The sequence below is a fragment of the Streptomyces sp. NPDC013317 genome (genome assembly GCF_055563155.1).
Genome location: NZ_JBVHDX010000020.1, coordinates 44,621 through 65,953, shown reverse-complemented (window position 1 = coordinate 65,953; position 21,333 = coordinate 44,621). Strand labels below are relative to the sequence as shown.

At 73.5% G+C, this 21,333-nt stretch carries 16 protein-coding genes; 10 read left to right on the top strand and 6 right to left on the bottom strand.

All coding sequences use genetic code 11. From position 1 onward, the window contains the following. Positions 1-52: 52 nt before the first annotated feature. Positions 53-1,618, bottom strand: a complete 1,566-nt coding sequence (locus tag ACZ3IJ_RS33760; protein WP_467474667.1) for a helix-turn-helix domain-containing protein — start codon at positions 1,616-1,618, stop codon at positions 53-55. A 151-nt stretch (positions 1,619-1,769) separates the two neighbouring features. Here ACZ3IJ_RS33760 and ACZ3IJ_RS33755 point away from each other — a divergent pair, with 151 nt between their 5' ends. Continuing rightward, a complete protein-coding gene (locus ACZ3IJ_RS33755; protein ID WP_467474666.1) occupies positions 1,770-2,447 on the top strand; it encodes a hypothetical protein in 678 nt (225 codons plus the stop codon). A gap of 39 nt (positions 2,448-2,486) precedes the next feature. Here the strand turns inward: ACZ3IJ_RS33755 and ACZ3IJ_RS33750 are convergent, their stop codons facing one another. After that, positions 2,487-4,013 carry a PucR family transcriptional regulator gene (locus tag ACZ3IJ_RS33750; protein WP_467474664.1) on the bottom strand — a complete coding sequence of 509 codons (1,527 nt, stop codon included), beginning with the start codon at positions 4,011-4,013 and terminating at the stop codon, positions 2,487-2,489. Between the two features lie 186 nt (positions 4,014-4,199). Here ACZ3IJ_RS33750 and ACZ3IJ_RS33745 point away from each other — a divergent pair, with 186 nt between their 5' ends. The 7 genes from ACZ3IJ_RS33745 to ACZ3IJ_RS33715 all read left to right on the top strand — a co-directional run bounded on the left by ACZ3IJ_RS33745 (position 4,200) and on the right by ACZ3IJ_RS33715 (position 14,954). Then, the gene (locus ACZ3IJ_RS33745) at positions 4,200-5,672 is read left to right on the top strand and encodes a sodium:solute symporter family protein (protein WP_467474662.1); all 1,473 of its coding nucleotides are present in this window, start codon (positions 4,200-4,202) and stop codon (positions 5,670-5,672) included. 76 nt (positions 5,673-5,748) lie between these two features. Continuing rightward, the gene (speB, locus tag ACZ3IJ_RS33740) at positions 5,749-6,723 is read left to right on the top strand and encodes an agmatinase (protein ID WP_467474660.1); all 975 of its coding nucleotides are present in this window, start codon (positions 5,749-5,751) and stop codon (positions 6,721-6,723) included. Positions 6,724-6,864: 141 nt separating this feature from the next. After that, the gene (locus tag ACZ3IJ_RS33735) at positions 6,865-8,547 is read left to right on the top strand and encodes a thiamine pyrophosphate-binding protein (RefSeq protein ID WP_467474658.1); all 1,683 of its coding nucleotides are present in this window, start codon (positions 6,865-6,867) and stop codon (positions 8,545-8,547) included. Between the two features lie 133 nt (positions 8,548-8,680). After that, a complete protein-coding gene (locus ACZ3IJ_RS33730; RefSeq protein ID WP_467474656.1) occupies positions 8,681-12,397 on the top strand; it encodes an ABC transporter ATP-binding protein in 3,717 nt (1,238 codons plus the stop codon). 128 nt (positions 12,398-12,525) lie between these two features. Next, positions 12,526-12,894 (top strand): hypothetical protein, encoded by a 369-nt coding sequence (locus ACZ3IJ_RS33725; protein ID WP_467474654.1) that lies wholly within the window; start codon positions 12,526-12,528, stop codon positions 12,892-12,894. A gap of 83 nt (positions 12,895-12,977) precedes the next feature. Further along, on the top strand, positions 12,978-13,373 hold the full coding sequence (locus ACZ3IJ_RS33720) for a hypothetical protein (protein ID WP_467474652.1): 396 nt from the start codon (positions 12,978-12,980) through the stop codon (positions 13,371-13,373). A gap of 126 nt (positions 13,374-13,499) precedes the next feature. Continuing rightward, positions 13,500-14,954, top strand: a complete 1,455-nt coding sequence (locus ACZ3IJ_RS33715; protein WP_467474650.1) for an aminopeptidase — start codon at positions 13,500-13,502, stop codon at positions 14,952-14,954. 24 nt (positions 14,955-14,978) lie between these two features. Here the strand turns inward: ACZ3IJ_RS33715 and ACZ3IJ_RS33710 are convergent, their stop codons facing one another. The 3 genes from ACZ3IJ_RS33710 to ACZ3IJ_RS33700 all read right to left on the bottom strand — a co-directional run bounded on the left by ACZ3IJ_RS33710 (position 14,979) and on the right by ACZ3IJ_RS33700 (position 18,622). Beyond that, entirely contained in the window at positions 14,979-15,593 is a 615-nt protein-coding gene (locus tag ACZ3IJ_RS33710; RefSeq protein ID WP_467474648.1) for a hypothetical protein, read from the bottom strand. An 87-nt stretch (positions 15,594-15,680) separates the two neighbouring features. After that, entirely contained in the window at positions 15,681-17,543 is a 1,863-nt protein-coding gene (locus ACZ3IJ_RS33705) for a glycoside hydrolase family 3 protein (protein ID WP_467474646.1), read from the bottom strand. A gap of 167 nt (positions 17,544-17,710) precedes the next feature. Beyond that, complete coding sequence (locus ACZ3IJ_RS33700) at positions 17,711-18,622, bottom strand: LysR family transcriptional regulator (protein ID WP_467474643.1); 912 nt, start codon at positions 18,620-18,622, stop codon at positions 17,711-17,713. Between the two features lie 101 nt (positions 18,623-18,723). Between ACZ3IJ_RS33700 and ACZ3IJ_RS33695 the strand changes: the two genes are divergently transcribed. Further along, a complete protein-coding gene (locus tag ACZ3IJ_RS33695; protein WP_467474641.1) occupies positions 18,724-19,644 on the top strand; it encodes an EamA family transporter in 921 nt (306 codons plus the stop codon). A gap of 15 nt (positions 19,645-19,659) precedes the next feature. Continuing rightward, positions 19,660-20,226, top strand: a complete 567-nt coding sequence (locus ACZ3IJ_RS33690) for an AAA family ATPase (RefSeq protein ID WP_467474639.1) — start codon at positions 19,660-19,662, stop codon at positions 20,224-20,226. Between the two features lie 25 nt (positions 20,227-20,251). Here the strand turns inward: ACZ3IJ_RS33690 and ACZ3IJ_RS33685 are convergent, their stop codons facing one another. Continuing rightward, entirely contained in the window at positions 20,252-21,298 is a 1,047-nt protein-coding gene (locus ACZ3IJ_RS33685; RefSeq protein WP_467474637.1) for a LacI family DNA-binding transcriptional regulator, read from the bottom strand. Between the last annotated feature and the right edge of the window lie 35 nt (positions 21,299-21,333).

Here is a 21,333-nt window from a genome sequence, read left to right as displayed (position 1 = left end):
TCCAGATCTGGGGGCCCCAGGGTTGCCCACATCACGTCCGGCCCGGCGGGGCTCAGGAGCCGGGTGCCGCGCCGGGCAGCCACCGGTGGCCGACGGTGTCGTACTCGAACACCGCGCTCCCCTTCAGGGCGCCGGTGCGGAACGGCCGGCCGTCGTCGGTGATCCGGACCGTTCCGGAGCGGCCCTCGCTGCTCCACTCCAGCTCCAGGTACCAGCGGCAGTCGCAGCCCGCCGTCCGTGCGGTCACCAGCAGTTCCTCGGGGGCCGATGCCGTCACGGCGTACGGGAGGGAGACCGCGGGGATCGGGCGGCCGGTCGCCCCCGAGGCGTCGTAGCCCGCGACGGACCGGGCGACGGGCCGGGGCTTGTCGAGGTTCACGTCGAAGTGGCGCGGCGTGACGGCCCCGCCGCAGCCGTTGGCCATCCGGTAGGCGTTCCACGCGGGCGGCTCGGCGCGGCCGGTGACCCTGACGTGAAGGGCCTGGAGCACCACGGCCTTCGTCGGGGACCTCCCCTGGAGGGAGACCCGTACGAGGGTGTTCCCTCCGTGCACGGCGCCCTGCGCGCGCGCCCAGGGGGCGGCGTCCTGCGCCGCCGGGGGCGGAGGCACGCGCCCGGGCCCGGCGTCGACGAGATAGGTGTGCCCGCACCCCTGCTCCCAGACGTGGGACGCGACGGTCCAGGTGAAGGGGGGCTCGGGGGGTGTGGTCGGAGTCGGAGTGGCTTCGGTGGGGGCGGTCCTGGTGGGGGAGGGCGCGGCGGTCCCGGAAGGGGCGGCCGGGGTGATCGGAGCGGTCGGGGTCGCGGTCAGGGGCGGGGTCGAGGAGGCGGCCGGGGCGGACGGGCCGGCCGGTGCGGCCGGGGTCGTTCCGCCGACGGAGGCGAGTCCCGGGCCGGGCGCGGCCGAGGGGCCGAGCGCGAGGAGGGCCAGGGCCGCGGTGACCACGGCGGCGGTCCGGGCCCGCAGCCGCGTGCGACGTCCGTCCGGAGGTCTGCCGGAGGGGCCGGGGGCGGGTTCGGTGCCGACTTCCGGCGTGCGCCCGGGTGCGGGTGCCGTGGGGGTCGGGGACGCTCCCGCGCCTGCCTGAGCCGGTCCCGGGGCCGAGCCCGAGCCCGGGTCCGACGCCAGGTCCGGCTCCGGGGCCGAGTCCGGGGCCGAGCCCGAGCCCGGGTCCGACGCCAGGTCCGGCTCCGGGCCCGAGCCCGAGCCCGAGTCCCGGGCCGAGCCCGAGCCCGAGCCCGAGCCCGAGCCCGAGTCCCGGGCCGAGCCCGAGCCCGAGCCCGAGCCCGGGTCCGACGGAGCCGGACCCGGCGTCGGCGCCTGGTCCGGACCCGGGGTCGGCCGGCGCAGCGCGGGCGGGCGGCGGACCTGGTCCGCGCTGGTCCACACCCTGCGGAGCGCGCGCCGCTCCTCCTCGGTCGCCCCGCTGAGCCGCGCCAGGTGGTCGACCACGGCGAACGCCTCCGGCACCGTCTCGCCGGAGCAGTAGCGGAAGAGCGTGGACGTGCTCACGTTCAGCCGCCGCGCGAGAGCGCCGTAACTCCGGCCGGAGCGTTCCTTGAGCTCACGCACCCGCCGCGCGAACTCGTCGACCGCCGGGTCCTGTGTCCGTCCCATCCGCGTTCCACCCCCCTTTACGTACTCCCACGTCAGCGGGGGTGGAACGGTTCCGGCACGGAAGGAGGGCGCGTCGGCGTTGTGCGGGACCCCGTTCTGTCCCGACGCTGTCCCTGTCTTCACGCACCGCAACGACTGGGGGATGACCGCCATGGTCACGTTCCGTTCCGCTCTCGCCGCCACCGGCGCCGCCCTCGGCCTCCTGGCCCTGGCCGCCGTACCGTCCGCCTCCGCCTCCGCCTCGGGCTCGCACTCGGCCACCGCCTCGGCCTCGTCCTCGGCCGCCCAGCGCGCCGCCGTCGCCGCGGTCCGGTGGCCCGCCTTCCTGGCCCCGGCGCAGATGCCGCCGTCGTCGACGCCGTGGACGGCCACGCAGGTCTTCTCCGGCGTCCCGGAGAACGGCGGCGCCCTCTGTGCCCCGTACAAGATCCCGGCGCAGAACAGCCGCTACCGCGAGTTCACCACCGAGCTCGACACCAACGGCGTCCAGATCACCACCGTCGCCCGCACCGAGGCCGACGCCGTGAAGCTGGTCGACACCCTCCGCCAGTCCCTCGCCGGCTGCGGGCCCCTGCTCGAGCAGCAGAACCCGGGCCTGCAGGCCGTCAGCGCCTCCCACGGCAAGGTCGCCGTCGAGGAGGGCGCCTGGGTCTACAGCCTCGACACCGCCGACCCGCAGATCGGCATCACCGACATCCACCTCTTCTCGGTGGGCCGTGACGGCAAGACCGTCACCTACGTCCGGTGGGGACAGATGGGCGACCTGGCGGACGCGCCGGTGGAGGCGTTCAAGACCACCACGCGCACCGCGGTGAACAAGCTCCGCTGACGCCCACGCCCACGCCCACGCCCACGCCCACGGCCGGGGTCACACCCGGCCGAGGGCGAACCACAGCTCCATCCGTACGTTCGCGTCGTCCAGGTCCATGTCCAGGAGCGTCGCGCAGCGGGCGACGCGCTGGCGGACGGTGTTGCGGTGGATGTCGAGGGCGACGGCCGTCCGGTCCCAGCTGCCGTGCAGCGAGAGCCAGGTCCTGAGCGTCTCGGTCAGCGGCTCGCCGATGGGTGCGAGCAGGGTCCGGGCGTACGCGGCGGCCTCCGCCTCGTCCATGAGGCCGCCGAATCCGGCGGGCCGGTGGCGTACGAGACCGGTGCGGCCCGCCTCGGCCCTGCGCAGCGCCCGTGCGGCCTGAGCGTCGCCCGTGGCGAGGTCGCGGGCCTCGACGGGGGCGCTGACCCCAAGGGTCCAGCCCGGCTGGGCGGTGACGGGGGAGGAGGCGGGAAGCAGGAGCCGGACGGACACGGGGGTGCCGTCCGGCTCCGCCGCGCCCGCGCCCGCCGCCCGGTCCGCGGGCTCGTCCGGGCCCGTCGCGCCCGTTCCCGGGCCCGCCGTCCCGCCCGCCTCGAGCAGTGCCGTGCCCAGGGCCGCTGCCAGGCCCGGCGCCGCGAAGGGCGTCCCGTCGCCGCCGTGGGCGTGGACGACCGTCCAGGGGCCGGGGTCGAGGGCCGCCGCGGCCTCCTGCGGCGGGGCGCCGAGGAGGAGGCGTACCAGAGCGGTGTCCCGGGCCGAGGCGTCGGCGCCCCGGTGCGGGGCGGTCAGCAGCGAGAGCAGGACGACCGCGACGCCCGCGATCGTGTGGTCCCCCGGCTCCCGGCTCTCCGTCGCGACCCCGAGCGTCAGCCCGTCGCCGCCGCCCAGGGCGTACGCGGCCAGCCGCAGCCCGTCGCCCTCGCCGCTCGCGGAGGCCGGACCGCCGGGCCGGGGGCCCAGGACGCGTGCCAGGTCCACGAGTGCCCGGGCCGCTCCGTCCGGCAGCTCGCGGCCCGCCGCCGCGTACGGCGTGCCGTCCGCCGCGTAGAGCGCCGCGTACCCGCCGAGGCGGGAGGCGAGCGCGCCGAGGACGGCCGGGACCGGCGCCGGCCTGGCGGCCGCCACCGCCAGCGACTGCTGGGCCTCGGTCACGCGCCGCAGCTCCCGGTGGCGGGCCTCCGCCATCAGCCGCCAGACCGCGCGGGCCACCGCCGTGAACGGGGTCTGCGGCGGCACCTCGACCAGCGGCAGTCCGTGCCGCTCGCAGGCGGCGACGAGTGCCGCGGGCACCGTGTCGTACACCGGTGCCACCCCGAACCCGAGCGCCGCCGCGCCCGCCGCCACCACCCGCTCGACGTAGGTCGCCGGGTCCGGGAGCTGCACGCCCGCCGTCATCAGCAGCTCACCGCCGAGAAGGTACGGATAGGGGTCGGCCATCTCGGAGGTGTGCACCCAGTGGACCGCCGCGTCCGGCGGGCCCGCGAGCAGCCGGAGCCCGAGGTCCCGGCGGCTCAGCAGAGCGGCCAGAGAGACCGGCGGGGCCGGTGGGGTGGGTGGTGCCGATGAGGGTTCCTGCGCGGACATGGCTATGGACCTTTCGTACATCGACTCCCATGAACAGTGGATGAAACTTACGCTTCAGGGGCGCTTTCCGGCCACCTAGTCTCGTGCCATCCAGCGGCCGCGGGTACGGGCGGATGTCCTCGCGATCAGTCACTGGAGTCACTCCACCCGCACGACACGCCACCGAAGTGAACGAGGGAGGGCCCCATGGCCGTCGACTACACAGTGATCGTCCTGTATTTGGCCGGCATGCTCGCGATGGGCTGGTGGGGCATGCGCCGCGCCAAGTCCAAGAGCGAGTTCCTGGTGGCCGGCCGTCGCCTCGGTCCCTGGATGTACTCCGGCACCATGGCCGCCATCGTCCTCGGCGGCGCCTCCACCATCGGCGGTGTGGGCCTCGGCTACAAGTACGGCCTCTCCGGCGCCTGGATGGTCTTCACCATCGGCCTCGGCCTGCTGGCCCTCTCCGTCTTCTTCTCCGCGCGCATCGCCCGGCTGAAGGTCTACACCGTCTCCGAGATGCTCGACCTGCGCTACGGCGGGAAGGCCGGCGTCATCTCAGGCGTGGTCATGTGGGCGTACACGCTGATGCTCGCCGTCACCTCCACCATCGCGTACGCCACGATCTTCGACGTCCTCTTCGACCTGCCCCGCACGGTCGCGATCGTCCTCGGCGGCGCCATCGTCGTCGCCTACTCGACGCTCGGCGGCATGTGGTCCATCACCCTCACCGACATGGTGCAGTTCGTGGTGAAGACCATCGGCGTGCTGATCCTGCTGCTGCCCATCGCCGTGATCAAGGCGGGCGGCTTCGCGGAGATGAAGGCCCAGCTCCCCACCGAGTACTTCGCGCCGCTCGGCATCGGCGGCGAGACGATCTTCACGTACGTGCTGATCTACACCTTCGGCATGCTCATCGGCCAGGACATCTGGCAGCGGGTCTTCACCGCCCGGACCGACAAGGTCGCCAAGTGGGGCGGCACGGTGGCCGGTACGTACTGCCTCGTGTACGCCCTCGCCGGCGCCGTCATCGGCACCGCGGCCAAGGTGCTCTACCCGAACCTGCCCAGCGCCGACGACGCCTTCGCGACGATCGTCAAGGACGAGCTGCCCATGGGTGTGCGGGGTCTGGTCCTCGCCGCCGCGCTCGCCGCCGTCATGTCCACCTCCTCCGGCGCGCTGATCGCCTGCGCCACCGTCGCCAACAACGACATCTGGTCGAGGCTGCGCGGGCTGACCACCGCGGGCGGCGGCGAGGACCACGACGAGGTGAAGGGCAACCGCCTCTTCATCCTCCTCATGGGCGTCGCCACCATCGTCATCGCCATCGCCCTGAACGACGTCGTCCAGGCGCTGACCGTCGCCTACAACCTGCTGGTCGGCGGCCTGCTCGTGCCGATCCTCGGCGGCCTGCTCTGGCGCCGCGGCACCGTGCAGGGGGCCCTGGCCGCGGTCACCGTCGGCGGCCTCTCCGTCATTGGCCTGATGTGGGCTTACGGAATCCTGGCAAATGAGCCTGTTTACTATGGTTTGTTGGCCTCGCTCGCCGCGTATGTGATCGTTTCCCTGGCGACCCGTCCGACGGACGCCACCGTGCTCGCGAACTGGCGTGCCCGGCTGGCGGGCCGGGACACCGCCGACGCGACGCCGGAGGCCGTACCGGCCGCCGTGACCGGCTGACCGCACCGCAGACACCCGGGCGGGGCCCACCAGGCCCCCGCCCGGACCTCACCGACACACCCAGGAGGACCCGACCATGAGCAGCGACCAGAACGCCTTCCGCGGCCCGACCGACTCGTCCCGCATCCCGCGGTACGCCGGTCCCGCGACGTTCGCCCGGCTGCCGCGACTCGACGAGGTCGGTACCGCCGACATCGCCGTGGTCGGCGTCCCCTTCGACAGCGGTGTCTCCTACCGCCCCGGCGCCCGCTTCGGCGGCAACGCCATCCGCGAGGCCTCCCGCCTCCTGCGCCCGTACAACCCGGCGCAGGACGCCTCGCCGTTCGCCCTGGCCCAGGTCGCCGACGCCGGTGACATCGCGGCCAACCCGTTCAACATCAACGAGGCCGTCGAGACGATCGAGGCCGCGGCGGACGACATCCTCGGCACCGGCGCCCGCATGATGACGCTCGGCGGCGACCACACCATCGCCCTGCCGCTGCTGCGCTCCGTCGCCAAGAAGCACGGCCCGGTCGCGCTGCTCCACTTCGACGCGCACCTCGACACCTGGGACACGTACTTCGGCGCCGAGTACACCCACGGCACGCCGTTCCGCCGCGCCGTCGAGGAGGGCATCCTCGACACGTCCGCCCTGTCGCACGTCGGCACGCGCGGCCCGCTGTACGGCAAGCAGGACCTGACCGACGACGAGAAGATGGGCTTCGGCATCGTCACCTCGTCGGACATCTACCGCCGTGGCGCCGACGAGGTCGCCGACCAGCTCCGCCAGCGGATCGGCGACCGCCCGCTGTACATCTCCATCGACATCGACTGCCTCGACCCGGCCCACGCGCCCGGCACCGGTACCCCGGAGGCGGGCGGCATGACCTCCCGCGAGCTCCTGGAGATCCTGCGCGGCCTCTCCTCCTGCAACCTGGTCTCCGCCGACGTCGTCGAGGTCGCCCCGGCCTACGACCACGCCGAGATCACCGCGGTCGCCGCCTCGCACACGGCGTACGAGCTGACCACGATCATGTCCCGCCAGATCGCCGAGAGCCGCGCGGCAGACTAGCGCGAGCCGCTCGCGTCGGCGCGCTGCGCGCAGCGCGCCGACGCGGGGGTTGTGGGCATGCGTTCCGCGGGACGGAACGGGTGGGCACAACCCGCACCGGGCCGCACCCGAACCACACGCCACGCCCAAGGGGACCCGTCCATGACCCACGACCACGACCTGGTGCTCCGCCCTACAGAGGCGCAGACCGCCGCCGCGCTCAACCCGCCCCCCGGGCGGAACGGCGGCGACCTCGTCGTCGAGACCCTCTCCGGGCTCGGCGCGACCACCGTCTTCGGGCTCCCCGGCCAGCACGCCCTCGGCATGTTCGACGCCCTCCGCCGCTCCTCCCTCTCGTACGTCGGACTGCGCGTCGAGAACAACGCGGGCTTCGCCGCCGACGCCTACGGCCGGATGACCGGCGAGGCCGCCCCCCTGCTGCTCTCCACCGGCCCCGGCGCGCTGATGTCGCTCGCCGCGCTCCAGGAGGCGGCCGCCGCCTCCGCCCCCGTCCTCGCCATCGGCAGCCAGATCCCGGTGGCGGGGCTCGGCGGCGGGCGCCACGGCTACCTGCACGAGCTGCGCGACCAGCAGGCGTCGTTCCGAGACATCGTGAAGTCCGTGCACACCGTCCGTACGCAGTCGCAGATCCCGTCCGCCATCGCGGCGGCCTGGGAGTCGGCGCTGACCGCCCCGCACGGCCCGGTGTGGGTGGAGATCCCGCAGGACGTGCTGCTCGCCGGGACGAGCCTGCCGGTCGTCACGGCGATGGACGCCACCCCCGAGGAGATCGCCCCGCGCCCCGAGCTGACGGCGGTGGCGGCCCACCTCCTGGCGAACGCCGAACGCCCCGCGATCATCGCGGGCGGCGGAGTCGTCCGCTCCGACGCCTCCGGCAAGCTGAGGGCGTTGGCCGAGCGGATCGACGCGCCCGTGGTCACCACCTTCGGCGGCAAGGGCGCCTTCCCGTGGGAGCACCCGCTGTCGCTCCAGTCCTGGCTGGAGGACCGGCACACCACCGACTTCCTGGAGGACGCCGACGTCCTGCTGGTCGTGGGCTCCGGCCTCGGCGAGCTGTCCTCGAACTACCACACGTTCGCCCCGCGCGGCCGGGTGATCCAGATCGAGGCCGACGCGGGCAAGCTGGAGTCCAACCACCCGGCGCTCGGCATCCACGCGGACGCCCGGCTGGCCCTCCAGGCGCTCCTGGAGACCGTGGAGGAGCGTACGGACGAGACCGCCCCCGAGCGGGTCGCGGCCGTCCTGGCCAAGGTCCGCGAGCGGATCGCCGCGCAGGACCTCGGCCTGGAGCAGCGGATCGTCGCCTCGGTCCGCGAGGCGCTGCCGGACGACTCGCCCAGCTTCTGGGACATGACGATCCTGGCGTACTGGGCCTGGTCGGCCTTCGACGCCCGCCGGCCCAACACCATGCACTCCGCCCAGGGCGCCGGCGGCCTCGGCTACGGCTTCCCCGCCGCCCTCGGCGCGTCGGCGGCCGACCCGACCGTCCCGGTCCTCGCGGTCTCGGGCGACGGCGGCGCGATGTACTCGATCGCGGAGCTGGCGACGGCGAAGCAGTACGGCTCGAACGTCACCTGGCTGATCGTCGACGACGGCGGCTACGGCATCCTGCGCGAGTACATGACGGACGCCTTCGGCGAGGCCACGGGCACGGAGCTGGCGCGTCCGGACTTCGTGGCCCTCGCCGAGTCCTTCGGCGTCCCCGCGGTCCGTACGACCCCGAAGGAGCTGACGACCGACCTCACGAAGGCCCTGGCGACCCCCGGCCCGTCGGTGGTGGTCCTCCCGGCCGTACTGCGCATGTTCGAACCGACGCATCTGTGAGACCCACGCGGATACCGGCCCCTGGTCCTAGGACCAGGGGCCGATCTTGTCCCGGCTTCTGTTACGGCGGGATGAAATCGCAGCCCGGCCGCGTTGGAGCCTTCCGGTAGAGCAGGACGAACGGGAGGCACACGTGGCCGCGGCGGGGCGAAAAGAACAGGGGTGGGCGCGCAGGCTCGCCGGGTATGCCTGGCGGTACAAGGCCAACGTCGTGCTCGCCCTCGGGTCCTCCCTCGGCGGGATGGCGCTCCTCGCGCTCGTGCCGCTCATCACCAAGGTGATCATCGACGACGTCATCGGCGCGAAGACGCGGTCCCTGACCGTCTGGACCGGCCTCCTCATCGGCGCCGCCCTCCTCGTCTACGGGCTCACGTTCGTCCGCCGCTACTACGGCGGGCGCCTCGCCCTCGACGTCCAGCACGACCTCCGTACCGAGATGTACGGCACCATCACCCGCCTCGACGGCCGCCGTCAGGACGAGCTGTCCACCGGGCAGGTCGTCGGGCGGGCCACCAGCGACCTCCAGCTGATCCAGGGCCTGCTCTTCATGCTCCCGATGACGATCGGGAACTTCCTCCTCTTCCTGATCTCGCTGGCCGTCATGGCCTGGCTCTCCCTGCCCCTCACCCTCGTCGCCCTCGCCGTCGCCCCCGCCCTCTGGTTCATCGCCAAGCGCAGCCGCACCCGCCTCCACCCCGCCACCTGGTACGCGCAGGCGCAGGCCGCGGCCGTCGCCGGGGTCGTGGACGGCTCGGTGACCGGCGTCCGGGTCGTGAAGGGCTTCGGGCAGGAGGACCAGGAGACCGGGAAGATCCGCGCAGCCAGCCGCAAGCTCTTCGCCGGGCGGCTGCGCACCATCCGGCTGAACTCCCGGTACACCCCCGCCCTCCAGGCCGTCCCGGCCCTCGGCCAGGTCGCCGTCCTCGCCCTCGGCGGCTGGCTCGCCACCCGCGGTGAGATCACCCTCGGCACCTTCGTCGCCTTCTCCGCCTACCTCGCCTCCCTCGTCGGCCCCGTCCGCATGCTCGCCATGGTCCTCACCGTCGCCCAGCAGGCCCGCGCCGGCGTGGACCGCGTCCTGGAGCTCATCGACACCGAGCCGGTCATCGAGGACGGCACGAAGGAGCTGCCGGCGGACGCCGAGGCCACCGTCGAGTTCGACGACGTCGGCTTCGCGTACGAGGACGGCCGGCCCGTCCTCGACGGGTTCTCCCTGGAGATCCGGGCCGGCGAGACCGTTGCCGTCGTCGGCGCCTCCGGCAGCGGCAAGTCGACCGTCTCCCTCCTCCTGCCGCGCTTCTACGACGTCGACCACGGAGCCGTCCTCGTCGGCGGCCACGACGTCCGCGAGCTGACCCAGGACTCCCTGCGCGCGGCCATCGGGCTCGTCCCCGAGGACAGCTTCCTGTTCTCGGACACCGTCCGGGCCAACATCGCGTACGGCCACCCCGACGCCTCGCAGGAGCAGATCGAGACCGCCGCCCGCGCCGCCCAGGCGGACCGTTTCATCGCCGAGCTGCCCGACGGCTACGACACCAAGGTCGGCGAGCACGGCCTCACCCTCTCCGGCGGCCAGCGCCAGCGCATCGCACTCGCACGCGCCATCCTCACCGACCCCCGGCTGCTCCTCCTCGACGACGCCACCTCCGCCGTCGACGCGCGCGTGGAGCACGAGATCCACGAGGCCCTCGCCTCCGTGATGGCCGGCCGCACCACCCTCCTCATCGCCCACCGCCGCTCCACCCTCGGCCTCGCGGACCGGATCGCCGTCCTCGACGGCGGCCGGCTCTCCGACGTCGGCACCCACGAGGAGCTGGAGCGCCGCTCCCCGCTCTACCGCAGGCTCCTCACCGACCCGGACGAGCTGGGCGGCGTCTCGCCCGGCCACGTCGTCCGCGCCGAGGTGCCCGAGGACCGCACGCTGCGCGCCGAGCTGGACGCCGAGTTCGACGCCGAGCGGGGCATCACCCCCACCCTCTGGGTACGGGAGGAGACACCCACCGAGGAGTCCCAGGCCCCCGGCGCCACCCCCGAGCTGCTCGCCGCCGTCGAGGCGCTGCCGCCCGCCACCGACACCCCCGACGTCGACGAGGCGCGCGCGGTCACTCCCGAGGAGTCGTACGGGCTGCGCCGCCTGCTGCGCGGTTTCCGCACCCCGCTCCTGGTCAGCCTCGGGCTCGTCGCCGTCGACGCGGGCATGGGCCTGCTGCTGCCGATCCTCATCCGGCACGGCATCGACGACGGCGTGAACAAGCTCGCCCTCGGCGCCGTCTGGGCCGCCTCCGCGCTCGCCCTGCTCACCGTCCTCGTGCAGTGGGTCGCGCAGACCGCCGAGATCAAGATGACCGGCCGCACCGGCGAGCGCGTCCTCTACGCCCTGCGCCTGAAGATCTTCGCCCAGCTCCAGCGGCTCGGCCTGGACTACTACGAGCGCGAGCTGACCGGCCGGATCATGACCCGGATGACGACGGACGTCGACGCGCTGTCCACCTTCCTCCAGACCGGCCTCGTCACCGCCTTCGTCTCGGTCACCACCTTCTTCGGGATCATGGGCGCGCTGCTCGTCCTCGATCTCCAGCTCGCCCTGGTCGTCTTCGCGACGCTCCCGGTCCTCGCCGTCGCCACGTACTTCTTCCGGCGCTCCAGCGTGAAGGCGTACGAGCTGGCGCGTGACCGGATCAGCGTCGTCAACGCCGACCTCCAGGAGTCCGTCGCCGGCCTCCGCATCGTCCAGGCCTTCCGCCGCGAGCGCTCCGGCTCGGCCCGGTTCGCGGCCCGCAGCGACGAGTACCGCGAGGCCCGCGTCCGCGGCCAGTGGCTGATCTCCGTCTACTTCCCCTTCGTCACGCTGCTCTCCTCCGTGGCCGCGGCCGCCGTGATGATCGTCGGCGCGAACCGGATCGAGGCCGGCACGCTGACCACGGGAGCCCTGGTCGCGTACCTCCTCTACATCGACCTCTTCTTCGCGCCCGTGCAGCAGCTCTCCCAGGTCTTCGACGGCTACCAGCAGGCGACCGTCTCCCTGAAGCGCATGCAGGAGCTGCTCCAGGAGCCGACGTCGACGAAGGCCGCCGCCGAGCCCCGGGAGGTGCCCTCGCTGCGCGGCGAGATCGCCTTCGAGGACGTGTCCTTCGCCTACGGCTCCGAGGAGGAGGCGCTGAGCGGCATCGACCTGCGGATCCCGGCCGGGCAGACCGTCGCCTTCGTCGGGGAGACCGGCGCCGGAAAGTCCACGCTGGTCAAGTTGGTCGCACGGTTCTACGACCCCACCGCCGGCCGGGTCACCGCCGACGGCGCCGACCTGAGGGACCTGGACCTCACCGCGTACCGCCACCGGCTCGGCGTCGTCCCGCAGGAGGCGTACCTCTTCGCGGGGACGATCCGCGACGCCATCGCGTACGGCCGTCCCGACGCGACCGACGCCGAGGTCGAGGCCGCGGCCCGCGCGGTCGGCGCCCACGACATGATCGCGACTCTGGACGGCGGCTACCTCCACGAGGTCGCCGAACGCGGCCGCAACCTCTCCGCCGGACAGCGCCAGCTGATCGCGCTGGCCCGCGCCGAGCTCGTCGACCCGGACGTCCTGCTCCTCGACGAGGCGACGGCCGCGCTCGACCTGGCCACCGAGGCCCAGGTCAACCAGGCCACCGACCGCTTGGCCGGCCGCCGCACCACCCTGGTGGTCGCCCACCGCCTGACCACGGCGGCCCGCGCCGACCGCGTGATCCTCATGGCGCACGGCCGCGTCGCCGAAGACGGTACGCACGACGAACTGCTCGCACGCGACGGCCGGTACGCGGAGCTGTGGCGCGCGTTCATCGGCGAGGAGGAGCCGGCGACGGCGGTGTGAGCCCGCGACAGCCGTGTGAGTCCGCGACGGCGGTGTGAGTCCGCGACGGCGGTGTGAGTACGGGAGCCGGGCGGGGATGAGTACCATCGCTCATGCCGCCGCCCGTCCCGCCCTGGTTCGATCGGGCCATGATCAACGAGTCTCCCGGCTGGCTCTCTCCCTCCGCCCTGGGCCCGCCGCCCGCGACCCCGGCCCGCCGCCTGCGCACCCGCGCGCTGTGGGCCGGACTGCTGCTCGTGCCCTGCGCGGTCCTGGCCGGGTTCCTCGCCCTGACCACGGAGAACGCCTCCAGCTGCGTCACCCACGGCCATCACTGCGGCTCCACCCCGGGCTGGCTCTACCTCGCCACCTTCGTGATCATCGCGGCCGCCTGGATCCACGCCCTCTGCACCCCGGACGCCCCCGCCGAGCCCGCCACGTCCCGCAAGGCCGCGCTCTGGACCCTGATCGGCGCGGAGTCCGTCTTCGTGCTGCTGGTCGCCACCTCGTTCGCATGAAGGCAACCACGCAGGCCTCCCCTGCGTCGTACGCATGTACGGCAAGGCGTCGGGAGGGGATCCAGGTGTTCGATGGGACCAGTGTGACCAAGGCAGGGCGCGGCGCACGGCTGCTCGGATGTCTGCTGGGGGTGCTGCTCACCGCGGGCGTCCTCACCCTCGCCGGACCGGGGGCCGCGCGGGCCGAGGCCGCCTCGGTCTGCAGCGGCAGGGCCACCAAGACCGTCACCTTCGCCACCGGAGAGCTGCGCCTCTACCGGAGCCGGCAGTACGTCTGCGCCCTCGCCGTCGCCAAGCGCCCCGGCGAGCGCCGTGCGATGTCCGTCTCCCTGCAGCCGCGCGGCGGGCGCCCCGTCGTCGACAGCGGCCGGTTCACCCGCCAGGCCGGGCCGGTCACCGTCCACGCCCTCAACCGCTGTGTCCGCGCCACGGGTTCCATCGACGGCCGGAGCGGCTCGACGGGCTGGGTCCTCTGCTGAGGCCGGGGCCGCCGAGACCCGGCCCGAAACCTGTGCCGATGCAGAGGTAAGGGCCAACTGGGTCTGGCGGTACGCACGTTGCCCCCGCTAGGTTCGCGACACCGTTGTGAATCAAGGGGAGGGTGAATGCGCAAGTCGCTTCGATGGCTGATGTCGCTCACGGTGCTCATAGGCACCGTCGGCGCGAGTGGCGCGGCTACCGCCGCCGAGCCGGCCACCGGCAGCAGCCCGACCGCCGCCGCTGACAGCGCCGTCGGCACGGACATCAAGGACCGCCTCCTGGCGATCCCCGGGATGAGCCTCATCGAGGAGAAGCCGTACGCCGGCTACCGCTTCTTCGTCCTCGACTACACCCAGCCGATCGACCACCGCCGGCCGTGGAAGGGCACGTTCAAGCAGCGGATCTCCGTCCTCCACAAGGACACGGACCGCCCGACCGTCTTCCACACCAGTGGCTACGGACTCAGCACCACCCCCAGCCGCCGCGAGCCCACCCGGATCATCGACGGCAACCAGGTCTCCATGGAGTACCGGTTCTTCACGCCGTCCCGGCCGCAGCCCGCCGACTGGTCGAAGCTCGACATCTGGCAGGCCGCGAGCGACCAGCACCGCATCTTCACCGCCCTGAAGAAGGTCTACGGGAAGAAGTGGCTCTCCACCGGCGCCTCCAAGGGCGGCATGACCGCCACCTACTACGAGCGCTTCTACCCGCGCGACATGGACGGCGTCGTCGCGTACGTGGCGCCGAACGACGTGGTCAACAAGGAGGACTCGGCGTACGACCGGTTCTTCGAGACCGTCGGGACCGAGGAGTGCCGGGACCGGCTCAACGCCATGCAGCGCGAGGCGCTCGTCCGCCGCGAGCCGCTGCAGAAGAAGTACAAGGAGTGGGCCGAGGCCGAGGGCGCCACGTTCAACACCGTCGGCACCCTCGACAAGGCGTACGAGGCCGTCGTCCTCGACTTCGTCTGGGGCTTCTGGCAGTACTACGGCGAGGACGTCTGCGGCTCGGTCCCGGAGGCCGCGACCGCGACCGACGACGAGGTCTACGAGACGATCGACGCCTACTCGGGCTGGTCCTTCTACACCGACCAGGGCCTCGACCCGTACACGCCGTACTACTACCAGGCGGCCACCGAGCTCGGCTCGCCCAGCATCAAGCTGCCGCACCTCAAGGGCCTGACGCGCTACGGCTACCAGCCGGCGCGGAACTTCGTGCCGCGTGAGATCCCGACGACGTTCAGGCCGTCGGCGATGCGGGACGTGGACGACTGGGTCCGCAAGAACGCGAACCGGATGCTGTTCGTGTACGGCGGCAACGACCCGTGGGGAGCGGAGCCGTTCCGCGTCGGCAAGGGCGCCCGTGACAGCTACGTCTTCACGGCCCCCGGAGCCAACCACGGTGCCCAGGTCGCCGGTCTCGTCGAGGCCGAGCGCGCCAAGGCCACGGCCCGCATCCTCGCCTGGGCCGGTGTCGACGCCCCGGCGGCGTCGGCCGCGCAGCCCCTGGCCCGCTTCGACGCCCGCCTCGACAAGCCGGCGGACGACGAACTGAACCGGGAGCGGGGCGTCCGCCCGTAGCGGTGTCCGTTGCGCCCGGCGGTGTCACATCCGCCGGGCGCAGCCCACGGGGCGCTCACCGCCCAGCGACACGAACAGCGCCGTGGACGGCGGGCAGCGGTCGCGGACCGTGACCGCCGAAGCGACCCGGAACGCGGGCCGTTCCGCCCCCGACCCGTCGCACGGCATCTCCTTCACCCGGCCCTCGCGCGAGGACGAGACGCAGTCCCCGACGATCGTGTGCGGCCCGCCGCCCTTCCCGGGGTCGCCCGGATGCGGCGGCTCCAGATTGCGCATGCAGGCGTACCCGCGCGGCACGGCCCCGTCCCCGTCCTCGTCCGCCGCCGGCCGGCTCTCCGAGACGTGCAGCACGAAGTCCGTGGTCGCCGGGCACGTCGGACCGCCCGAGGTCGCGCCCTGGTACCGGGTGGACACCCGCGCGACGGCCCGCTCGCTGGTGCACGGGACCTCGCGGAACACCGTCCCGCGCGTGGAGCAGTCCCCGGCCCCGAGGAACATCGCCCCGTGGCCGTCGGGCGAGCTCGTGTACGTGACGGGCCGCGGCGGCCGCCCGTCCGACGCCCCGTGACAGCCGGTCAGCGCCAGCAGCAGACCCGCGCACGCCAGGGCGAGTCCCGCCCCGCTCCCGCGAGCGCGCATGAAAGACCCCCCGATCTCCGAATCCAGGGTGGCCCGCCGGGGCGGGCGCACGCCAGGGAGAACGGGGGGTCCGGGCCGGGAGTTACGTCACGCGTAGGACAGGCCGTGGCCGACCGGGTACAGCACCCGCGTCGGATCGTCCGCCCGCTGTACGGGGACGGGCAGACGGCCGTGCGGCCGGGCGTGGCCCGCGAGGACCCGTACCGCGGCCCGCAGCTCGACGTCGGTCCAGGAGTAGGCGGCGAGCGTGGCCCGCTGCCCGGTGATCCAGGCGACGTCGTACGGGTTGCGGATCGCGACCGTCACGACGGGCACCCCGGTCGCGACGAGCCGGTCGACGAGGGTGCGCTGGGGGCTGGCCGACGTGACGTTGTACGTGCCGACGACGACCAGGTCCTTGCCCGCCGCGGCCGCCACCGCCTCCTCGATCCTCGTCGCCGTGGGGGTGATCCCCGTGGACAGCGCCGTGGCGGTGAAGCCGAGTTCGGCGAAGGCGGTGGCCAGGGTGCCGGTCGGGGGTCCCGTGGTGCCCGACGGCGAGGCGGGATCGGCGCCGACGACCAGCACGCGGCCGTGGCTGCGGCGGCTGACCGGCAGGAACCCGCCCGTGTTGACGAGCAGGGTGGTGGTCTGTTCGGCGATCCGGTCGGCGCGCTCCAGGTGGGCGGCGGTGCCGACCGCCCGGTTCACCCCCCGACCGGTGACGTACGGCCGGCGGAAGAGCCCCAGCTTGGCCTTGAGGCGCAGGATCCGCAGGAGGGACTCGTCGATCCGGGCCTCGGTCAGTTCGCCGCCCTTGACGGCCTGGAGGACCGCGTTCCAGGCGACGTCCAGCTTCGGCGGGTTGAGCAGCTGGTCCACGCCCGCCTTGAGCGCGAGGACGGGCACACGGTCGTCGCCGTACTTCGTCCGTACGCCCTCCATGCCGAGGGAGTCGGTCACCACCACGCCGTCGTAGCCGAGTTGCTCGCGCAGGATGCCGGTCAGGATCGGGTGGGAGAGGGTCGCCGGGTCCTCGCTCGGGTCGAGCGCGGGCACGACGATGTGCGCCGTCATGATCGAGTCGATGCCGGCGGCGATCGCGGCCCGGAACGGCGGGGCGTCGAGCTCGGCCCACTGGGCGCGGGTGTGCGTGATGGTCGGCAGGCCGTAGTGGCTGTCGGTGGCCGTGTCGCCGTGGCCGGGGAAGTGCTTGGAGGTCGCCGCGATTCCGGCCTGCTGGTACCCCTTGACCTGGGCGGACACCATGGTGGCGACGGCCTGCGGGTCGGAGCCGAAGGAGCGGACGCCGATGACGGGGTTGGCGGGGTTGACGTTGACGTCGGCGACGGGCGCGTAGTTCTGCCGGATGCCGAGGGCGGCCAGCTCGGTGCCCGCGATCCGGGCGGCGTCACGGGCGTCGGAGCGGGACCCCCCGGCGCCGAGCGCCATCGCGCCCGGGAGCAGGGTGGCCGGCTTGCCGACCCGGCAGACGATGCCGTGCTCCTGGTCGGTGGAGATCAGCAGGGGGAGCGGGGTGGGCTGGGCGAGGCCCGCCCGCTGGATGCCGTTGGAGAGCTCGGCGATCTGCTGCGGGTCACGGGTGTTGTGCGCCCAGGAGAAGTAGATGACGCCGCCGACGTGGTACTTCTCGACGAGTTCGGCGGCCGTGCGGACGCCGATCTCCTTGAGGTTGGCATCGATGTCGGCCTGGTCGGGCGCGGTGGCGGAGTGCCCGTACACCCGCATCACGAAGAGCTGGCCGACCTTCTCCTCCAGCGACATACGGGAGATGAGCCGCTGGAGGCTCCTGGTCGACTCGGCGCTGTCGTCCGACATGGCGCTGTCGGCCGACGGGGCGCCGTCGACCGGTTCGGCGTGGGCGAGCGGGGCGGCGCCGGTGACGGCGGCGGCCGCGGCGGCGGCGGTGACGGTGAGGAGGGTGCGTCGGGAGGGGGCGCGGTGGTGCACTGATGCTCCTTCCGGCCGTGCGGGGTCGAGGGAAGTGGTGAAGGAAACTTCCAAGGTGCAACGGATAGCCCGAAAGTAACTGCCAGGTCAAGGATCCGCGCAAGGATCGGCGCGAACGGCGGTGCGGACGGGCGGTCGGGACCGGGCGGTGCGGACGGGCGGTCAGTTCAGATCGGGGCGGAGACCTCGGGCCAGAGCTCCCGGAGCGTGCGGACCGTCTCGGTGATCGCGGGGCGGCGGGCCGCGCCGGTACGCCAGAGCGCGTGCAGCCGGCGCGTCGGCATCGGGTCCAGTCGGATCGGGGTCACCTCGGGCGGCAGGGTGCCGCGGCCGAGACGCGGCACCAGCGCGATCCCGAGGCCCGCGGCGACCAGGGCGACCTGGGTGTGGTTCTCCTCCGCCTGGTGGACGATGCGCGGCTCGTACCCGGTGGCCCGCAGCGTCCGCATCAGCCAGTCGTGGCAGACCGACCCGGGCGGCTGGGCGATCCACCGCTCGTCCGCCAACTCCTCGCGCCGCACCGACGCGCGCGCCGCCATCGGATGGTCGCGCGGTACGAGTACGTCGCACAGGTCGTCGCCGATCACCGCGTGCTCGACCCCCGGCGGGACCGGCATCGGTGCGATGTCCCAGTCGTGGGCGACCGCGAGGTCGATCACCCCGCGCTCGACGAGCTCGACCGAGATGTGCGGGTCGACCTCCGTGAGACGGGCGTCGAGGGCGGGGTGACGGGTGGCCAGCTCGGCGAGGACCCGGGGCATCAGACCGCGCGCGGCGCTCGCGAAGCACCCGATCGACAGGCGCCCCGAGGGGAGCCCGCGCCGCTCTTCGAGCCGTACCTCCGCCTCCTCCACGAGTGCCAGCAACTGCTCTGCGGTGGCGGCCAGTTGATGGGCCTCGTCGGTGAGTCGCACGCCGCGGCCCCGGCGTTCGAGCAGGGTCGTACGGGTCTCGCGCTCCAGCTTGGCGATCTGCTGGGAGACCGCCGACGGGCTGAAGCCGAGGGCGGCGGCCGCGGCGCCCACCGAACCGTGCACGGCGACGGCGTGGAGGGCGCGCAGACGTCCGAGATCGAGCACGGCGGGCTCCTGACGAACCGGTTGGATGAAGAGTTGCTTCATCCAACCATGAAGAGAAACGTGCTGGTGCTACACGGTCGACATGCGTGACGCTCTCTCCCATGCGCCCTGCCCACATCGCCCTGGCCGCTCTCGTCGCCGCCCTCTGGGGAGTCAACTTCGTCGTCATCGAGGTCGGCCTCGACCACTTCCCGCCGCTGCTCTTCTCCGCCCTCCGCTTCCTCGCCGCCGCGCTCCCGGCCGTGTTCCTGGTCGGCCGGCCCAAGGTCGCCTGGAAGTGGATCGTGGGGGTGGGTCTCGCTCTGGGAGTCGCCAAGTTCGGCCTTCTCTTCACGGGCATGGACCTCGGCGCGCCCGCCGGGCTCTCCTCGCTGATCCTCCAGATCCAGGCGGTCTTCACGGCCCTGTTCGCCTTCGTCGCGCTCGGCGAACGGCCGGGGACGGTGAAGACCGTCGGCATGGCGGTCGCACTCGCGGGCATCGGCGTGGCGGCGGTCGACGAGGGCGCGAGCGGCCCGCTCGCGGGTTTCGTGCTCTGCATCGCCGCGGCGGCATGCTGGGGCGTCTCCAACGTCCTGACCCGCAAGGCGTCCCCGCCGGACGCGCTCAACTTCATGGTCTGGGTCAGCGTCGTGCCCATCCTGCCCCTCCTCGCACTCTCCCTCCTCCTGGAGGGCCCGGACCGGGATCTCGCGGCGCTGCGCGGGCTCGACTGGGCGGGCGCGGGCGTCGTCCTCTACGTCGCCTGGGTCGTCACCATCTTCGGCTTCGGCGCCTGGGGATGGCTCCTGCGCCGCTATCCGGCGTCGTCGGTGGCTCCGTTCTCGCTCCTGGTCCCGGTCTTCGGGATGTCCTCGGCGGCGCTCTTCCTGGGCGAGGGCGTCAGCCCCCTGCGCTGGTGCGCGGCGGCACTGCTCGTGGGCGGAGTGGCCCTGACCTCGCTGTCGCGCGGGGGAGGCCGGGCGGCGCCCCCGCCGGGCCGCGATGTGCGGCCAGGTCCGGCTGTAACCTTGGTTCCTTGATCGAGAGGAGCCCCGATGTCCTTCGACCTGGTGCCGGTCGACCGCGAACCCGCGCCCGCGGCACTGCTGTTGAGCGGGATCCCCGGCAGCGGCAAGTCGACGGTCGCGGCGGCCCTGGCGGCCCGGTTCGCGAGGGCCGCGCACATCGAGGTGGACGGGCTCCAGGAGCTGATCGTCAGCGGCGGCCACTGGCCGACGATGGAGCACGATCCGGAGGCCGACCGTCAGATCTTCCTGCGCGCCCGCAACGCGTGCCTGCTGGCGGACAGCTTCACGACCGCCGGGTTCCTGCCGGTCGTCGACGACGTCGTGGTCCGCCGCGGCCACCTCGACTTCTACCGCGCGACCCTGAGGGCCCGGCCCTTCCACACGGTCTTCCTCGCGCCCGGCCCGGCCAAGGCGTGGGAACGCAACAACGCCCGCGACAAGCGCCTGACGACCGACTGGGCCCCGCTGGACGGCGCGATGCGCGAGGAACTCGCGGCCGACGGCATCTGGATCGACAACGCGGAGTTGTCGGTGGAGGAGACGGTGACCGCGATCCTCGACGCCACGGGACTGGCCGCACCCGCGGGAGCGTAGGGCCGGGGCGCGCGGGCGCGCCTCGTCAGTCCCGGGGGCGCGCCGTGGAGTCCCGTACCAGCAGCTCCGCCGGGATCGTCGTCACCCCGCCCGGCGGGGGCTCCTCCGTGCCCACCGCGAGGCGGCCCGCACGGGCGCCCGCGTCGTGGAGCGGGAGCCGTACCGTCGTCAGCGCCGGGACCGCGTCGACCGAGAACGGCAGGTCGTCGAAGCCGGCCACCGACACGTCCTCCGGGATCCGCAGCCCCCGGTCCCGCAGCGCCGCGCAGGCGCCCAGCGCCACCGTGTCGTTGGCCGCCACCACCGCCGTCAGCGAAGGCTCCCTGCGCAGGAGTTCGAGGGTCGCGTCGTAACCGGACCGCCGGTCGTACCGGCCGTGCACCGTCGGCCCCTCCGCCACACCGGCAGCCGCGAGCGCCTCCCGGTGACCCTCCAGCCGGTGCCGGGTCGTCGTCCGGTCCGCCGGCCCCGCCACGTAGCCGATCCGCCGGTGCCCCAGCGAGAGCAGGTGCTCGGCGAGCCGCCGCGCCCCCGCCCGGTTGTCGAAGGTGAGCGCCGCCACGCTCGCGTCGCCCCGCACCGGCGGCCGTCCGCACAGCACGATCCGGGTCCCCGCATCCGTCAGCTTCGCGAGCTTCGCCGACACGGCCGCCATGTGGTCCGGGGCCTCCAGGGACCCGCCGGTCAGGATGACGGCGGCGGCGCGCTGCCGCTGGAGCAGCGTGAGGTACGTGAGTTCGCGCTCGGGCGAGCCGCCCGTGTTGCAGACGACGGCCAGCTTCTCGCCGCCCGCCCGGCCCGGCGCCCCTTCCCCGATCGCGTTCTGCGCCGCGCCCGCCATGATCCCGAAGAAGGGGTCGGCGATGTCGTTGACGAGGATGCCGATCAGGTCGGACGTGGCGGCGGCGAGTGAGCTCGCGGGCCCGTTCAGGACGTAGTCCAGCTCGTCCACCGCCCGCAGCACCCGCTCCCTCGTCGACGCGGCGACCGGGTAGTTGCCGTTCAGGACGCGGGACACGGTGGCGGGGGAGACCTGGGCACGCGCGGCCACATCCGCCAGCGTCACGGTCATCGCGTACCTCCGGGGAGAAATCGGTGGATCCAGCG

What these genes read in the sequence shown, in the direction of transcription:
- ACZ3IJ_RS33695 (WP_467474641.1), top strand. Translation starts at nt 18,724, where the DNA reads ATGCGCCCTGCCCACATCGCCCTGGCCGCTCTCGTCGCCGCCCTCTGG.
- speB (WP_467474660.1), top strand. Translation starts at nt 5,749, where the DNA reads ATGAGCAGCGACCAGAACGCCTTCCGCGGCCCGACCGACTCGTCCCGC.
- ACZ3IJ_RS33735 (WP_467474658.1), top strand. Translation starts at nt 6,865, where the DNA reads ATGACCCACGACCACGACCTGGTGCTCCGCCCTACAGAGGCGCAGACC.
- ACZ3IJ_RS33745 (WP_467474662.1), top strand. Translation starts at nt 4,200, where the DNA reads ATGGCCGTCGACTACACAGTGATCGTCCTGTATTTGGCCGGCATGCTC.
- ACZ3IJ_RS33760 (WP_467474667.1), bottom strand. Translation starts at nt 1,618, where the DNA reads ATGGGACGGACACAGGACCCGGCGGTCGACGAGTTCGCGCGGCGGGTG.
- ACZ3IJ_RS33685 (WP_467474637.1), bottom strand. Translation starts at nt 21,298, where the DNA reads ATGACCGTGACGCTGGCGGATGTGGCCGCGCGTGCCCAGGTCTCCCCC.
- ACZ3IJ_RS33725 (WP_467474654.1), top strand. Translation starts at nt 12,526, where the DNA reads ATGATCAACGAGTCTCCCGGCTGGCTCTCTCCCTCCGCCCTGGGCCCG.
- ACZ3IJ_RS33750 (WP_467474664.1), bottom strand. Translation starts at nt 4,013, where the DNA reads ATGTCCGCGCAGGAACCCTCATCGGCACCACCCACCCCACCGGCCCCG.
- ACZ3IJ_RS33710 (WP_467474648.1), bottom strand. Translation starts at nt 15,593, where the DNA reads ATGCGCGCTCGCGGGAGCGGGGCGGGACTCGCCCTGGCGTGCGCGGGT.
- ACZ3IJ_RS33690 (WP_467474639.1), top strand. Translation starts at nt 19,660, where the DNA reads ATGTCCTTCGACCTGGTGCCGGTCGACCGCGAACCCGCGCCCGCGGCA.
- ACZ3IJ_RS33715 (WP_467474650.1), top strand. Translation starts at nt 13,500, where the DNA reads ATGCGCAAGTCGCTTCGATGGCTGATGTCGCTCACGGTGCTCATAGGC.
- ACZ3IJ_RS33755 (WP_467474666.1), top strand. Translation starts at nt 1,770, where the DNA reads ATGGTCACGTTCCGTTCCGCTCTCGCCGCCACCGGCGCCGCCCTCGGC.